This is a genomic window from Virgisporangium aliadipatigenens (genome assembly GCF_016863615.1).
Lineage (GTDB): Bacteria > Actinomycetota > Actinomycetes > Mycobacteriales > Micromonosporaceae > Virgisporangium > Virgisporangium aliadipatigenens.
The window spans coordinates 213,101-229,099 of record NZ_BOPF01000007.1 but is presented as its reverse complement, the minus strand read 5'-3'; the positions used below and the strand labels follow the sequence as shown (position 1 = coordinate 229,099).

Annotated in this window: 12 protein-coding genes; 9 read left to right on the top strand and 3 right to left on the bottom strand. The window is 74.7% G+C overall.

Features of this window, described 5'->3' with window-relative positions:
- Window positions 1-2 precede the first annotated feature (2 nt).
- The 8 genes from Val02_RS11710 to Val02_RS11675 all read left to right on the top strand — a co-directional run bounded on the left by Val02_RS11710 (window position 3) and on the right by Val02_RS11675 (window position 7,298).
- Window positions 3-377 carry a hypothetical protein gene (locus tag Val02_RS11710; RefSeq protein ID WP_203899005.1) on the top strand — a complete coding sequence of 125 codons (375 nt, stop codon included), beginning with the start codon at window positions 3-5 and terminating at the stop codon, window positions 375-377.
- A 90-nt stretch (window positions 378-467) separates the two neighbouring features.
- Window positions 468-1,268, top strand: a complete 801-nt coding sequence (locus Val02_RS11705) for an NUDIX hydrolase (protein WP_203899004.1) — start codon at window positions 468-470, stop codon at window positions 1,266-1,268.
- On the top strand, window positions 1,268-2,305 hold the full coding sequence (locus Val02_RS11700; RefSeq protein ID WP_203899003.1) for a serine/threonine protein kinase: 1,038 nt from the start codon (window positions 1,268-1,270) through the stop codon (window positions 2,303-2,305). Before Val02_RS11705 ends, Val02_RS11700 begins: the two co-directional genes overlap by 1 nt.
- Window positions 2,306-2,313: 8 nt before the next feature.
- Window positions 2,314-3,267 carry a hypothetical protein gene (locus Val02_RS11695; protein ID WP_203899002.1) on the top strand — a complete coding sequence of 318 codons (954 nt, stop codon included), beginning with the start codon at window positions 2,314-2,316 and terminating at the stop codon, window positions 3,265-3,267.
- 1 nt (window position 3,268) lies between these two features.
- On the top strand, window positions 3,269-4,477 hold the full coding sequence (locus Val02_RS11690; protein WP_203899001.1) for an adenylosuccinate synthetase: 1,209 nt from the start codon (window positions 3,269-3,271) through the stop codon (window positions 4,475-4,477).
- A gap of 148 nt (window positions 4,478-4,625) precedes the next feature.
- Complete coding sequence (locus Val02_RS11685) at window positions 4,626-5,366, top strand: ABC transporter permease (RefSeq protein ID WP_203899000.1); 741 nt, start codon at window positions 4,626-4,628, stop codon at window positions 5,364-5,366.
- A gap of 3 nt (window positions 5,367-5,369) precedes the next feature.
- Entirely contained in the window at window positions 5,370-6,680 is a 1,311-nt protein-coding gene (locus tag Val02_RS11680; protein ID WP_203898999.1) for a sensor histidine kinase, read from the top strand.
- A 6-nt stretch (window positions 6,681-6,686) separates the two neighbouring features.
- Window positions 6,687-7,298 carry a response regulator gene (locus tag Val02_RS11675; protein WP_203899168.1) on the top strand — a complete coding sequence of 204 codons (612 nt, stop codon included), beginning with the start codon at window positions 6,687-6,689 and terminating at the stop codon, window positions 7,296-7,298.
- On the opposite strand, the gene Val02_RS11670 is transcribed toward Val02_RS11675, so the two are convergent.
- Entirely contained in the window at window positions 7,291-12,513 is a 5,223-nt protein-coding gene (locus tag Val02_RS11670) for a diguanylate cyclase (protein ID WP_203898998.1), read from the bottom strand. The two genes, Val02_RS11675 and Val02_RS11670, sit on opposite strands and share 8 nt — an antisense overlap.
- A 185-nt stretch (window positions 12,514-12,698) precedes the next feature.
- On the opposite strand from Val02_RS11670, the gene Val02_RS48170 reads away from it, so the two are divergent.
- Window positions 12,699-14,363: a methyl-accepting chemotaxis protein gene (locus tag Val02_RS48170; protein ID WP_275415563.1), complete on the top strand. Its 1,665-nt coding sequence runs from the start codon at window positions 12,699-12,701 to the stop codon at window positions 14,361-14,363.
- A 32-nt stretch (window positions 14,364-14,395) separates the two neighbouring features.
- On the opposite strand, the gene Val02_RS11660 is transcribed toward Val02_RS48170, so the two are convergent.
- Together Val02_RS11660 and Val02_RS11655 are read right to left on the bottom strand one after the other, a co-directional pair.
- Window positions 14,396-14,833 carry an SRPBCC family protein gene (locus Val02_RS11660; protein WP_203898997.1) on the bottom strand — a complete coding sequence of 146 codons (438 nt, stop codon included), beginning with the start codon at window positions 14,831-14,833 and terminating at the stop codon, window positions 14,396-14,398.
- Window positions 14,834-15,077: 244 nt separating this feature from the next.
- The gene (locus Val02_RS11655; RefSeq protein ID WP_203898996.1) at window positions 15,078-15,989 is read right to left on the bottom strand and encodes a hypothetical protein; all 912 of its coding nucleotides are present in this window, start codon (window positions 15,987-15,989) and stop codon (window positions 15,078-15,080) included.
- Window positions 15,990-15,999: the final 10 nt, after the last annotated feature.

Below are 15,999 nucleotides of genomic sequence, written 5' to 3'. Positions count from 1 at the left end.
GGGTGGCGTACCTCGAACTCCGCCGGGCGGCACCCGCCAACTTCATCGTCGTCGGGGTCTGCGCCGTCGCCATCGTCGTGGCGCTGCTGGCCTGGCCGCGCGCGAGCGTCGTCGAGGTGTACCCGCAGCCGTCGACGGTGGTCTACGACGGCGCCACGCACTACGCGGCGCACGTCCGGATGCACGCGTTCGTCGGCGTCGACCGGCACGAGGTGGTGCTCGGCTCCGACCCGACCGGCGCGGACGGCCACCGGGTTCGCCTCGACGCGCCCGGGCTCGACCGGTCGCGCCTCGCCGTGGAGTGGACGGCCGAGGGCGTGTGGGTGGCGTTCGGCTCCGGGCACCGGGTGTTCGTGCCGGCCCGCTTCTTCGTCTGACGCGAATTCGACGTTGACATCGGGCCGTTTCCCGGGCACAGTTGTTCTCACATCGAGATCTACTCAGATTGAGTACAACTGGAGGGCGCCGTGACCGAGGAGGAGTACCTCGCCGCCTACGACCCGCGGGCGTTCCCGGCGGTGGCGGTGACCGTCGACGTGGTGGCGCTGACCATCCGCGACGGCGCGCTCCACGTGCTCCTCGTGCGGCGCGGCGGGCCGCCGTTCGAAGGGGCGTGGGCCCTGCCGGGCGGCTTCGTGCAGCCCGACGAGGACCTGCGCGCCGCCGCCGCCCGCGAGCTGCTGGAGGAGACCGGGGTGACGACCCTCGGTCGCTTCCATCTGGAGCAGCTCGCCAGCTACGGCGCCCCGGACCGGGATCCGCGCATGCGCGTCGTCTCCGTGGCGCACCTGGCCTTCGCCCCCGACCTGCCCGACCCGGCGGCCGGCAGCGACGCCCGCGAGGCCGCCTGGGTCCCGGTCGACGCGCTCGGCCTGCCCGACGCGGCCGGCTCCCGGGACCGTCCGGTCCGGCAGCGGCCGGGCACCAGCCGGCGGTTGGCGTTCGACCACGCGCGGATCCTCGCCGACGGGCTGGAGCGGGCCCGGGGCAAGCTCGAGTACACGCCGCTCGCGACGCGGTTCACCGGGCCGGAGTTCACGATCGCCGAGCTGCGGGCCGTCTACGAGGCCGTCTGGGGGGACAGCCTGCACGCGGGCAACTTCCACCGCAAGGTGCTGTCGGTGCCCGGGTTCGTGGAGAGCACCGGTGCCACCACCGAGCGCGGCGGCACGCGCGGGGGTCCCCGCTCGAAGCTGTACCGGGCCGGCGACGCGCGGCTGCTGCATCCCGCGCTGCTGCGGCCCTCCCGCGAGGAGGCCGTGCGGTGATGACGTTCGACGAGGCGCTGGACGTGGTGTGCGGTACGACGGATCCGGCCGTCCTCTTCGCCGCGCACGGCTACCGCGAGCTGGCCCGGGTGCTGCATCCCGACGCCGTTCCCGCGCACCGGCGGGACGCCGCCACGGAGGCGTTCGCCCGGCTGGGAAGGCTGTGGGAGACGCACCGCGACGGGGTCACGCTGCGGACCGCGACGGCGACCTACCGGCTCGGCGCGTCGCCGCGCCATCGCGGCGACGTGGCCGACCTCTACGACGTGGGTGGCGACCGGTTGCTCAAGCTGCCGCGGCACCCTTCCGACAACGACCTGATGGAACGGGAGACGTCGGCGCTGCGCACCATCGCGAGCCGCGGCGACCCGCGCTTCCTCACCTACCTGCCGCGGCTCGTGGACTCCTTCCGCCACCGCGACCCCGCCACCGGAGCCGAACGCCGCGTCAACGTCATCGGCACCGCCGGCGGCCTGCACCCGCTCACCGAGGTGCGGCGGGCCTATCCCGACGGGCTGCCGCCCCGCGACGCGGCCTGGATGTGGCGCCGGCTGCTCATCGCCCTGTCCGTGGCGCACCGCGCCGGGGTCGTGCACGGCGCCGTGCTCCCCCCGCACATCCTCATCCACCCGGCCGAACGCGGCCTGGTCCTGATCGACTGGTGCTACTCCGTCGACTTCTCCGGCCGCACGCACCACGGCCGCTCGGCAGCGGTGCCCACCGGCCCGGGCGCCCTGGCGCACACGGCCGGGGTGGTGCCGGCCATGGTGCCCGGCTACGCCGACTGGTACCCGCCGGAGGTGCCGGCCAAGGAGCCGCCGCTCGCCGGCACCGACCTCGCGATGGCCGCCCGCGTCATGACCGAACTGATGGGCGACCGCGCGCCGAAGGCCCTCACCCACTTCGCCGCCGGCTGCCGGCTGCCGCACCTGCGCCAGCGCCCCGACGACGCCCTGCGCCTGCTCGCGGAGCTGGACGGCGTGCTCGACCGCCTGTTCGGCCCGCGCGTGTTCACACCCTTCCGCCTCAATCCTTAGGAGGAGCCATGGGAAGCGGAATCTGGTCCACCGACGTCTACGACGCCGCGTCGCGCTACCGCGCCTCGACCGGCAGGAGCGCGTTCGCCCACACCGACAGCGGCGCGCGCACCGTCCACAGTGCACTCGACCCGCGCGCCGCCGTGCGGGAGAGCCGCGACAGCGACGAACACCCGCAGTCCCTGCCGATCGCGGTGCTCTTCGACGTCACCGGCTCCATGGGACACGTCCCCCGGCGGCTGCAGGAGAAGCTGCCGCAGCTGCTCGGGCTGCTGCTGCGGGGCGGCTACGCGAAGGACCCGCAGATCATGTTCGGCGCCATCGGCGACGCCACCTGCGACCGGGCGCCGCTGCAGGTGGGGCAGTTCGAGTCGGACAACCGGATGGACGACGACCTCGGCCGCATCCTCCTGGAGGGCGGCGGGGGCGGCCAGATGACCGAGTCGTACGAACTGGCCCTGTACTTCATGGCCCGCCACGTGCGGACCGACGCGTGGGACAAGCGCGGCCGGCGCGGCTACCTGTTCATCATCGGCGACGAGCTGGCCTACTCCAGGGTCAAGGCGAACGAGGTGCGCGCCGTCATCGGCGGACGGTCCACAGAGGACATTCCGACCCGCGCCATCCTCGACGAGGTACGCAGCCGGTGGGACACCTACTACCTGCTGCCGAGCGACGCCGGCTACGGGCGGGACAAGCGGGTGCTGACGTTCTGGCGCGACCTGCTCGGCCAGCAGGCGCTCGAACTGGACGACCTCGACGCCGCCTGCGAGACGATCGCGCTCACCGTGGGCCTCGGCGAGGAGGCCGTCGACCTCGACACCGGCCTCGCCGACCTGCGGGACGCGGGCTCCGACGCCGGCGCCACGGTGTCGAAGGCGCTGGCTCACGTCGGCGCCGGCCGGGTCGCCCGGTCCGCCCTGCCCGCGCTCGGCGGCGGCACCCCGGTCGAACGGCTCTGACGTGAGCCACGTGATCGTCGTCGACCTGGGCTACGGCGACGCGGGCAAGGGCACCGTGGTGGACTGGCTGTGCGCGAGCCGGCCGGTCCACGCGGTGGTCCGCTTCAACGGGGGCGGGCAGGCCGCGCACACCGTGGTCCTGCCCGACGGGCGGCGGCACACCTTCGCCCAGTTCGGCGCGGGGACCCTGCGACCCGGCGTGCGCACCCACCTGTCCCGGTACGTGGTGGTGGACCCGCTCGCACTCGCGCCGGAGGCCGACCATCTGGCGTCCATCGGGGTGACCGACGCGCTGGAGCGGCTCACCGTCGACGGCGACGCCCCGCTGGCGACGCCTTACCACCGGGCCGCCAACCGGGCCCGCGAACTGGCGCGCGGCGCGGACCGGCACGGCTCCTGCGGCATGGGCGTCGGCGAGACGATGGCGTACCTGCTCGAGTTCGGGGCGGACGCACCGCGGGTGCGCGACTGCCTGACCCCGGCCCTGCTGCGGGACAAGCTGACGCTGCTGCGCCACCGGCTGGGCGTCCTGGACACGCCGCCGCCGGCGGACTGCGTCGCGGCGTACCGGGCGTTCGCCTCCCGGGTGTCCATTGTGGACGGATCGCACACGGCCCGCCTGCTGGACGAGGGCACCGTCGTCTTCGAGGGCGCGCAGGGCGTCCTGCTCGACGAGTGGCACGGCTTCCACCCGTACACCACGTGGAGCACGACGACGTTCGGCAACGCGCAGGCACTCCTCGCGGAGGCGGGCCACACGGCGACCCGGCTCGGCGTGCTGCGCGTCGTGACGACCCGCCACGGCCCGGGCCCGCTGGTGACGGAGGATCCGACGCTACCGCTCGCCGACCGGCACAATCCGACGAACCCGTGGCAGGGCGCGTTCCGCTTCGGCCACTTCGACGCGGTCGCGCACCGGTACGCGCTGGAGGTCTGCGGCGGCGTCGACGGGCTCGCGCTCACCCACCTGGACCTCGCCGGGCTGCCGCTGCGCCGGTGCGACAGCTACGACCGCCTGGACCGGATCGTGCCGGGGCCGCCCGGCGACCTCGACCGCCAGGAGAAGCTCACCCGCCTCCTCCTGGAGTGCCGCCCGGTCTACGGCGACGTCGTGCCGGACCTGAGGGAGTCGATCGCGCAGGCCCTGAACGCGCCCGTGCTGCTGGAGTCGAGGGGCGAGACGTCGGCGGACAAGCACGGGCTGCTGTAACGGCGATCTTGCAGTCGCGGCTGCGACATCGCCCCACGAATGCGGGCACGCCGGGCGCCACAAGTGCAAGATCGGCGAAAGCCCATCCACCGATCGGTGGGCCCGACGGTGGATCCCCCCGCCCCGTGGCTGCCGCAGGATCGGCTGCGTGATCGGACTCCTGCGGCTCGTGGCCGTCGAAGCGCGGTTGTTCCTGCGGGAGCCGCACGCCTACGTGCTGAGCGTGCTCTTCCCCCTCGTGCTGCTGGTGATCCTGGGCAACGTGCCGGTCTTCGACCGGCCCGACCCGACCGTCGGCGGGCGCCGCCTGATCGAGCTGTACGTGCCGGTGCTGGCGCTCATGTCGGTGGCGGCCACCGCGCTGTGGATCACGCCGCTGTTCCTGGCGCACTATCGCGAACGCGGCGTCCTGCGCCGCCTCGCCACCACCCCGATCGGCGCCGGGCGGGTCCTCGCCGCGCAGCTCGTCGTTCAGGTGGCGGCCGCCGTGGTGACCGTGTGCGTGCTGCTCGGCGTGGCGGCCGCGGCGTTCGACGTTCCGCTGCCGCGCCGGCCGCTGGGGTACGCGCCGGTGCTCGTGCTCACGGCGGTGGCGATGTTCGGGATCGGGCTGCTGATCGCCGCCGTCGTGCCGTCCGGCCGGGTCGCCAACGGCGCCGGCGCGCTGCTCTTCTTCCCGCTGATGTTCCTCGCCGGGTTGTGGGCGCCGCGCGAACTCATGCCGCCGGCACTGGTGCGCCTCGGCGACCTGACGCCGCTGGCCGCCGCCGCGCAGGGGCTGCGCGACACCACTGAAGGGGCCTGGCCGTCGGCCGGCGGGATCGCGGTGCTCGCCGCGTACGCGATCGCCGCGGGGCTGGCCGCGGTGCGCTTCTTCCGCTGGGATTGAGGCGTGACCCCCGCAGTCGACGACCCGCTGCGCGCCGGCACCGGCGAGACGCCCGCCGGCGCCGCGGCCGCGCCCGCCCCCTTGGGCTTCGCCGCCGCGCGCTCGGGCACCCGAGCCGGACGCCGCGACGCGCGCGCCACCCTCCGGCGGGCGCTGGCCGTGCTGCCCTACGTGCTGCTGGCGGGTTCCACCGCCGTGGCGCTCGTGGTGCCCGGCCGCGCCGCCGCCGACCGGCTGGTGACGCTGGGCGTCGCGGCCCTCGCGGCGGCGTGGGTGTTCGCGGCGTACACCTCCCGGCCGGCGGCGTGGCGGGCGCGCACCGGCCCGATGCTGGCGTACCTCGGCGGGCAGCTGGCGATCGCCGGCGTGCTCACCGCCCGGCAGCAGGTGTTCATCGCGTTCGCCGTCGTCGGGTTCGTGCAGGCGCACGAGCTGCTGCCGGCGGGGTGGGCGTTCGGGCTGGTGCTGGCGACCTCGGTGGTGATCAACGTCGTCCCGGACGGGCTGCCCGGCGATCCGGACCGGCTGGCGCTGGTGTTCACCGTGATCGTGCTGCAGACGCTGCTCATCGGCTGGTTCGGCCAGCTGGGATTCCGTTCCGACCGGGAGAGCGCGGAACGCCGCCGCGTCGTCATCGCCCTCGAGCAGGCCCTCGCCGAGAACGCCGGCCTGCACGCGCAGCTCCTCGTCCAGGCCCGCGAGGCCGGTGTGCACGACGAGCGGCAGCGGATGGCCCGGGAGATCCACGACACGCTGGCCCAGGGGCTGGCCGGCATCGTCGCGCAGTCGCAGGCGGCCCGCCGTTCCCCCGGAGAACGGGGCGAGCACCTGGAGCGCATCGAGGCGCTCGCCCGCGACAGCCTCGCGGCGGCCCGGCGCTCCGTCGCGGCGCTCGGCCCGCCCGAGCTCGACGGCACCCGCCTGCCGGAGGCGGTCGCCGGCCTCGCGGCCCGCTGGTCGCACACGGCGCACGTGGCGGTGCACGTCGAGACCGCGGGCGAACCCCGGCAGCTGCTGACCGACGTCGAGGTGGCCCTGTTCCGGGTGGCGCAGGAGGCCCTCGCCAACGTCGCCCGGCACGCGAACGCCACCCGCGCGGCCGTCACCCTCACCTACCTCGACGACGTGGTGCTGCTGGACGTGCGCGACGACGGCGACGGGTTCGACCCGGACGCGGCCCGCCCCGAGCGCTACGGCCTGCGGGTCATCCGCCAGCGCGTCGAACGGGTCGGCGGCACGCTCGCCGTGGAGAGCGCCGCCGGCGACGGCACGGTCGTCAACGCCAGCGTCCCGGCGCTGACCGAGCGGGAGTAGCCGATGGTGATCCGCGTGCTCGTCGTGGACGACCATCCGATCGTGCGGCACGGGCTGCGCGGGGCGTTCGCCGGCGCGGACGGGTTCGAGGTGGTGGGCGAGGCGGCCGACGGGGCGGAGGCCGTCCGGCGGGCCGCCGCGCTGCGGCCGGACGTGGTGCTGATGGACCTGCGGATGCCCGGAACGGGCGGCGTGGCGGCCATCCGGCAGTTGGCGCCCCGCGTGAAGGTGCTCGTGCTGACGACGTTCGACACCGACGCCGACGTGCTGCCGGCGATCGCGGCCGGCGCGACCGGTTACCTGCTCAAGGACGCGCCGGTCGAGGAGCTGCTGCGGGCCGTCGGGGCCGCCGCGCGCGGCGAGGCGGTGCTGGCGCCGGCCGTCGCGGGTCGCCTCATGGGACACGTGCGCCGCCCGGCCCACGGCGCCCTCACCGAACGGGAACTCCAGGTGCTGCGGCTGCTCGCCGACGGGGCCGGCAACCGGGAGGCGGCGGCGCGGCTGTTGATCAGCGAGGCGAGCGTCAAGACGCACCTGCTGCACATCTACGACAAGCTCGGCGTGCGGGACCGGGCGGCGGCCGTCGCGGAGGCGTTCCGCAGAGGGTTGGTCAGTTGACCGCGTGTGACGGATGGACCACCACGCGGTTGCGGCCGCCGCGCTTGGCCCGGTACAGGCACTCGTCGGCGCGGGCGAGCAGCGGGGCGGCGTCGGTGTCGGTCGCCTCCAGGTAGGCGACGCCGAGGCTGATCGTGACCGGGACCGGGCCGGCGGCCGTCTCCACCGGCGCGCCGGCCACCTCGACGCGCAGCCGTTCGGCGATGCTGCCGGCCGCGTCGCCGACGTCGGGCAGGACGAGGGCGAACTCCTCGCCGCCGTAGCGGCCGGCCAGGTCGACCTCGCGGCTGTGCAGGCGCAGCCGCGCCGCGACGGCCCGGATGACGTCGTCGCCGACCTGGTGCCCCCACGTGTCGTTGACCTGTTTGAACCGGTCGATGTCGACCATCACGGCGGCGAGCGGGCGCCCGTGCCGCCGCGCCGTGGCCACCTCCCGATCGGTCGCCTCCATGAACTGCCGCCGGTTGGCCAGCTGGGTCAGCCCGTCGACGCTGGCCAGCCGCCGCACCTCGCTGAACAGCCGCGCGTTCTCGTAGGCCACCATGCCCTGCGCCGCGATCGTCTCCACGGTCTCCACCTGCGCGGGGCCGAACGCGTCCGGCCGGGCGGCGGCGAGGACCAGCACCCCGATCGGTTCCCCGCGCACGGCCAGCGGCACCGCGAGCCAGCACACCAGGCCCTGCCCCGGGAACATCCCGGTCCACGGCTCGGCGGCGGTGCCGCGCACCGGCGCCGTGCGGCCGGCCAGCGCCGCGATCCGGGCCGGGTCGAGCGCTGCCACGGGCGGGTCGACGTGCGCGCCGTCGACGGTGACCAGCCAGCCGCCGCTGTCGCCGGCGAAGCGCTGCGCGCACTCGCGCACCTTCCGCAGCACCGTGGCCGGGTCGAGGGTGGCGCTCACCTCGTGCATCGCGGCGCGCAGCGTCTCGGCGAGGTCGCGTTCCCGGGCGACGGTCGCCACGGCCAGTTCCAGGCGGGCGGCGCGGGCCGTCTCCAGGGCGGCCGCCACCTGGTTGGTCACGGCGGTCAGGATGTCGACGTCGTCGTGCGTGAAGATCCCCTTGGCGACGCGGCTGTCCAGGTAGACCACGCCCCACAGGCGGTGTTCCAACAGGATCGGCGCGATGATGATGCTGCGCAGCCCGTGCCGGACGGCGCTCTGCGAACCGAGCGCCTCGCCCTCGTCGGTGCCGGCGACGACCAGCGGGCGACGGCTGCGGCGGACCCGTTCGACCAGTCCGGCGCTGTACCCGCTGAACCCGTCGAGGTCGGCACCGTCGGCGTCGCGGCCGACCCGCGGGACGAGCCGGTCGGACGGGCCGTCGGTGAGGAACAGCAGCGCCCGTTCGGCGCCGAGGATGCGCACGCTCTCGTCGAGCGCGATGCGGGCCAGCCGGTCCGGGTCGAGCACCCGCGCCGAGGCGAGACTGACCTGTTCGAGGGCGGCGAGGCGGCGGCGGTAGGTGCCGGCGTGCACCGCGTCGGCGCTGCGCCCCGGCCGTCCACTGTGGACATCGGTGCCGATCCCGAACGCCGCCCGCACCCAGCGCGCCCGGTGCGGCCAGCCCTGGGTGTCGGCCACCCGCAGCGCCGTCTCCGCCTGCCGGCCGGCCTCGCCGGGGAATCCCGACGCCCGCAACGCCCGCGCCCGGGTGAACGCCGTCTCGAAGACCACCAGCGGCGCGTCGACGGCGAGCAGCACCGGTTCGGCGGCGCCGAGCGCGCGCAACGCCTTACCGGGCTCGCCGAGCACCTCGTGCAGCGACGCCTTGAGCACCGCGTGGTGCGCGGCGAGGATCGGCCGGTTGCTGACGGTGCCCAGGCGCCGCACCGCCTCCCGGGCGCTCGCCGGATCGGTGGCGCCCAGCCGCAGCTGCTCGACCCGGCCGTAGGCGCGGTACACGTACACCGAGTGCAGCGTGGCGAGCATGCCCCGGGGGCGCAGCCGCATCTCGTCGAAGCGCGCGACCGCGTCGTCGAAAATCGCGCCGAACTCGCGCTGTTCCACCGCGGACTGCATCGTGGCGATGAGCGTGTCGACCCGCATCGCCCGCGGCAGCCCCTCCCCGGAGCGGAACCGGCCGAGCACCGCGGCCGCCTCGGCGACCTGGCCGCAGAGCGCCGGCAGCGCCGCCTCGACCGGGATGAGCACCAGCGGACCGACCTGCCCGCTCGCCTCGACCAGCGCGCGCCGCCGGTCGAACCACTCCCGCGCCGCGTCGGTGTCCCCGCGCAGGATCAGATCCCAGGCGAGCATGGCGTAGCAGTCGAGCAGGTGCCCGGGATCCATCCACCGGCCGTGTTCGGCCATCGCGCGGCGGATGCTCTCCCCCTGGTCGGCGCCGCTGCTGAAGATGCCGAACGCGCGCAGCCACGCCAGGTACGACACGACCCGGGGGTCACCGACCTCCTGCGCCATCCGCAGCGCCGCGGCGTCGAGGCGTTCGGCGAGCCGGGGCAGGCCGGCCATCCGGGCGATGAGCCCGCCCTCCGATTTGGAGCGGGCCGTCTCCGCCGAGACGCCGACCCGGTGGGCGAGGTAGCCGCCGCGCGCCTTCAGCGCCACCGAGCGGTCCGCCCGCAGGTCCCGGATGAGGTAGCGGCCGTAGAGGTCGTAGAGGCCCATGACGAGGCGGTAGGTGTCGCGTTCGGCGCCGCGCGCGGTGCCCCTGCCGATGCCGAGGCGCGCGCCGAGCCAGCCGGCGACGCCGATGCCGAGGGTCGACAGGGCCAGGCCGACCGGGTTCGTCGGCAGCGGGCGTCCCAGCTCGGCGAGGCCCGCTTCGACGGCCGCCGCCTGCGCGGTGGTGTTCCACGTGCTGTCGTGGACCTGGGCGATGGAGCGGTGCAGTCCGGCCCGTTCCGTCGGAACGTCCGTCACGGCCAGCGCGGCCCGGAACACCCCGACGGCGTCGTCGAAGCGACCGACCCGGTGCAGGGCGACGCCGAGGGTGCGCAGCAGGTCGGTGTCGGCGGGCTCGCCGGCGACCTCGGCGGCCGCGACGGCGCTCTCCAGGAAGAGGACCGCCTGCGCCGGGGCGTGGTCGGCCAGCGCCAGCCGCCCGGCGACCGCCGCCGCGCGGGCCGCCCGCCCGGGGTCGCGCGCCACGGTGCCGCGCACGCAGTGGTCGGCGAGGGCGTACAGCGCCGCCGGGTCGCGCCGGTCGAGGGCGGCGAGGGCGTCGGCGACCCGGTCGTGGGCGGCGCGCCGCTCGTCGTCGGTGAAGCGGTCGAGCAGGGCCTCCCGGATCCGGTCGTGCAGGAACGCGAAGCGGCCGCCGCCGCAGTTCTCCACGAGGCGGTGCCGGGTGGCGTCGGTCAGCGCGTCCTCCGCGGCGGAGCGCTCGACGCCGGCCGCGCGGGCGACGACGTCGACCGGGAAGTGGTTGCCGACGACGGCGGCCAGCCCGAGCAGCCGCAGGCTCGGCCCGTCGAGCGCGTCGACCCGCTTGAGGACCAGCGCGGCCACGTCGGTGGGCAGGTCGAGCCGGGCCAGTTCCTCGTGGTCGACCTGCCAACTGCCCCAGTCCGGCCGCGCCAGCCCGGCGTCCACGACCGCCTTGACCACCTCCAGCAGCGCGAACGGGTTGCCGTCGGAGTGCGCGGCCAGCCGGGCGGCGTCCGCGCGGTCCAGCCGCATCCCGCCGCACTCGGCCGTCACGAGCGCGCCGATCTCGTCGACCGTGAGCGGTCCGAGGCGCGCCTCCAGGTCCACCGCCGTTCCGATCGTTCCGCGGAACGTCGTCAGCGCCGGCACGCTCTCCTCGTCGTCCCGCGCGGTCGCCAGCACCAGCAGCGACGTCCCGGGCAGGAGCGGGGCGAGCCGGCGCAGCACCGCGCGGCTCACGTCGTCGAGCCACTGCACGTCGTCGAGGCAGAGCAGGGCCGGCTCGCCGGCGCCGGCCAGCCCGGCCAGGAACGCCGCCACCGCCGCCGCGAACTGTTCGCCGGTCGCCGGCACGTCGGCCGCGTCGGCGTCCAGCAGTTCGGCCAGGTCCGGGGAGAGGCGCGCGACGAGCGGCGCCTCTTCGCCGGCCGCCGCGACGAGGCGTTCGCGGGCGGCGGCGCGCCCCGGCCCGGGCAGTTCCCGCACCGCGCGCACGTGCCCGTCGACCGCCGCGCGCAGCGCCGCCAGCGGCAGCGTCCCACCGGCCTCGGCCTTGCCGTGCAGCACCGGGTGTCCGCCGCGGCGCACCAGGTTCATGATCTCCCGCGCGAGGCGACTCTTGCCGCCGCCGGCCGGCCCGGTCAGCAGCGCACACCCGCCGCCGCCCGAACGGGCCCGTTCCCAGCGCGCGGTCAGCACGTCGACCTCGTCGCGCCGCCCGACGAGCGGCGGTTCGCGGTGCGGCGCCGAACCGGCGTGGCGGGTGGGCAGGTCGGTGCGGGCGGGGTCGTCGGCCGCCCGGCGCAGGTCGTCGCGAACGGCGGCGGCATGCGGGTACCGGTCGTCGGGGTCCTTCGCGAGCAGCCGGCAGATGACGGCGGCCAGCGCCGGCGAGAGGTCGGCCCGCAGCGTTCGCGGGTCGGGTGCCGGCGTGACGGCGTGCATCCGGATCAATTCGCCCGGGTCGGAGCCGGCGAACGGCGGCGCACCCGTCGCCGCCTCGAACAGCACCACGCCGAGGGAGTACAGGTCGGCCCGCCCGTCGACGGCCCGGCGCAGCGCCCCGGACTGTTCCGGGGCGGCGTACGCGAGCGTGCCGGCGGCCACGTCGGTGGGATCCGCGGCGACCCGGGTGGCGAGGCCGAGGTCGACCAGGCGGGCCCGGCCGTCCGGACCGACGACGACGTTGTCCGGCTTCACGTCGCGGTGCACGAGTTCGAGGCGGTGCGCGGCGCCGAGCGCGTCGGCGACGTCGAGGCCCCAGGCGATGACCCGCGCGTCGGGGTGCGGGGTGCCGAGCAGCTCGCCCAGCCGGCGCCCGGCGACGAGTTCCATCAGCAGGTAGGGCCGTCCGCCGGCGAGGCCCACCTCGTACACGTCGGGAAGGCCGGGATGGTCGACACAGGCGAGGAGCGCCGCCTCCCGCCGGAACGCCCGCCGCGTCGCCGGCGTGCCCGCCTCGCGCAGGATCTTCAGGGCGTACTCGGCACCCCGCCGCCGGACGCGGTACACGTCGGCTGTCGCGCCGTGGCCGATGGCGCCCACCACGGCAAGACCGGGCACGTCGGGTGGAACGTGCGCCTGCCGGCCCTGGATGTCGTTCGCCATCGGACCGATATCCACACCGTTTCTTCGACAGGCAGGCTCCCGGACCTGAGCCGTCAACCGTTACAGGATTCCCGTGACGCTAGCGGCACGCAGCGTTCCGTCACAAGACGGTGATCGGCTCGAATACGACGGTTCACGGCGGAGAAGTGGTCAGGTCGCCCACCGGTCTGACGAATGCTCTGAACGTGACAGCGCGCACCGACGAGCGGCCGGCGAGCGGGGTACGCCCGATCCTCGCGTTCTGCGCGGTGCTGGCCGCGATCATGTGGGCGCACGCGTTCCTCGGGCTCGGCGCCGAGGACAGTTCGCTCTACTCGGTGTGGGTCTTCAACGGCGTGCTCGTCGGTGCCGCCGTCGCGTGCCTACGGGCGGCGCAGGTCGACCCGTCGCAGCGGTGGATCGCCGGCGTGGTCGGCGTCGGCCTCGTGCTGGACGCGCTCGGCGGGCTGGTCGCCACGCTGGTCGCGGTCGACGGCGAGGTGCCGGTCCCGTCCTGGGCCGATCCGCTGTGGCTGGCGATCTACCCGTGCGAGTACGTCGCGTTGCTGGTGCTGACGCGGCAACGGGTGGGGCGCACGATGCTCGCGACCCGGCTCGACGGCATGCTGAGCGGCCTCGCCGTGGCGGCGGTGGTCGTGTGCGTGACGCTGCCACCGGCCATGTCAGGCAACGGCGGCTCGCCGTTCTGGGCGAAGGTGACGTTCCTGTCGTACCCGATCGCCGACCTGATCCTGCTCGGCGGCGTGGTCAGCGCCGTGGCGCTAAACGGGTGGCGGATCGACCGCAAACTGGCCGTCCTCGCGGCGGCGGTGCTCGCGTGGGAGATCGGCGACCTGTGGTACCTGCTCGGGACCGACGAGACGTCGAAGTACGGCGACCCGTTCATCCTGACCGGGATCACGCTGCTGGCCACCGCCGTCACGCACTGGACCCGGGTGCCGGAGCGCCACGTGCGGGCGGACGACCGCGGCATGTTCGTGCCGGTGGCGTTCAGCGTGTTGCCGCTGGGCGTGCTGGTGCTGGCGCAGCCGTTCGGGCTGATCTGGGCGGGCGTCGCCGTGGCCGGGCTCGCCCTGATCGTCGCCCTGGTCCGGATGGCGATCACGATGCGGGAGAACCAGCGGATCATCGCCGCGAACGCCGGTGAGATCGTCGCCCGCGACCGGGCCCAGGAGGAACTGCGCGCCACGCTGGCCGAACGCGACGGCCTCGACGCGCAGATGCACGACCTGCTGAACCGGCAGCGGGCGGCCGAGGAGGCGGCCCGCGGCCGGGCGGAGTCCCTGCTCGACGGCACGAACGGCCTGGTCACCGGCCCCCTGCACGAGGTGGTCGAACGGCTGCACGCGGTGCGTTCGACGGCCACGTCGATCGAGCACCAGGTGGCGGCCGCCGACCGGGTGACCGCGCTGGTGGTGGATCAGGCGCAGCGGGCCGACACGGTGGTGCTGGCGCTCGGCGAGAGCCTGCGGCGGGTCAGCGGCGTGGCCGCGTTGATCAACCGGGTCGCCGACCAGACCAACCTCCTCGCCCTGAACGCCACCATCGAGGCCGCGCGCGCCGGCGAGAACGGCCGCGGCTTCGGCGTCGTGGCCAACGAGGTGAAGGATCTCTCCCGGGACACGGCCCGCTTCACGGAGGAGATCACCGAGATCATCGGCGAACTCCAGACCGACGCCGGCGCGGTGGCCTCGGCGATCAAGGGCATGAGCGACGGCATCGGCGGCATCGGCACCGCCACGACGCTCATCCGCGAGGAGGTCGACCAGCAACGCACCGCCCTGGAACAACTCAACGCCCAGGCCGACAGCGCGATCGCCCAGGCGAAGCGGTTGGGTGGCGAGATCTAGTAAGACAGCCGCCCAGGGCCGCACCCGCGATGCTATGTCAGGCGTGACTCCAGATTGTCCAGCGTGCGCGTCAGTGCCTTCTTCACCCCACGTCTCACCAGGACGCGATCAAAGAACCCTTTCGCGCCCGGCCGTGGCTCGTAGGACACCGCGATCCGGTACCGGAACCCGTTGTCACGCTGCTCCCAGTGGCGTTCGTGCCGCAGTTCCGGCATGCCGTCTTGCCGCGAGTGGTACTCCACGACCTGTGCCGGCACCAGCCGATCGAGAGCCATCTGCATCACGACCTCGCTCCGCATGAACCTCATCCGCAGGCGCATCTCATCGCCCGGCTCGGCCCAGGACCGCTCCGGCGTTTCGACTCTGATGAGGTCGGGCCAGTAGTCCGGCCAGTTCGCCGGATCGGTGATGTAGTCGAACGCCGCAGCCGTCGTGGTCGGATACTCCCGCGATACCTCCACGCGAATCACCGGGACACGGTACTGCCCTGAGTCGCGGCCACAGCCGCACAGAGGTCGAACCATGACAACTCCACTAGTACGACAGCCCGGGTTCGTCACCATCAGCACCATCGACCACTGGCTGCACCGGTCAACCTGGCGCCGCCGACACCAAGCCGACGCCAGGACCAGCCACTACCGCCGACGCGGACACGTCATCCATCAACCGGCATCCGCACAACGAACCCGCCCGACGGCCCCGCGAAATGAAGCTCTATTCGGCGCGCAGGGTACGCCCGATCCGCTCCAACTGGATCTTGTATTGGTCGATCTTGACGCGGAGGTCGGCGAGCATCCGGCTGGCCGGGGAATCCGGCTCGTGCTGCGGCAGCAACCGCTCGACGTCCCCGCGGATCTGGGCCAGCGACGCCCGCGCGTTGCCCAGCTGCACGTGGCTGATCAGCTGGTCCCGGTCGGCGTAGTGCTCGGTCAGCCGGTTGAACCGGCGCACCACCGAGCGCACCGCCTCGACCCGGGCGGCCCGGGCGCGGCGGCGCTCGACGATCGCGGCGACCTCCTCGATGCCGGCGGTGAGCTTCTTCGGGCCGGCGCCCAGCGACGGGTCGGTACCGGCGCGGGCCGCGAGCCGGGCCGCCCGCTGGAGCTGGCCGAGCACGTCGTCGAGGTCCGGCGACTCACGGTCGAGCGCGTCGACGGCCAGCTCGTACAGGCCGCGGGCGTGCGCGGCGGCGATGCGGGTGCTGCGGTCGTCGATCCGCCCGGCGAACTCCGCGGCCGTGACGACGCCGGTCCAGTCGCCGGCGCGCAGCGCCTCGTCGGCGGCCCGGATCTCGCCGGCGAGCAGCCAGCGCAGCACCTGCTCCAGCTCGGCGCGGTCGAGGCGGCGCAGGTCGACGGTGACCGGGCGGCGCAGGCTCACCGGGTTGCCCCGGCGCAGGCTGACCGGGGTGCGCCAGGAGGGGCCGGGGCCGAAGCGGGAGAGCCGCTCGTAGGCGTAGGTCTTGAGATCCTCCAACGGGAACCGCGTGTCGACGGCGACGACGCCGATCAGGCGACGGTCGATCATCTCGACGGCCCGGCGGTACTCGCGATGCCGCAACAGACGTCGCACCTGTGCCAACGGGTCTGCCTGACGGTCCGCTTCCACTCCTGTCGCACTGGCCATGTCCCCCAGT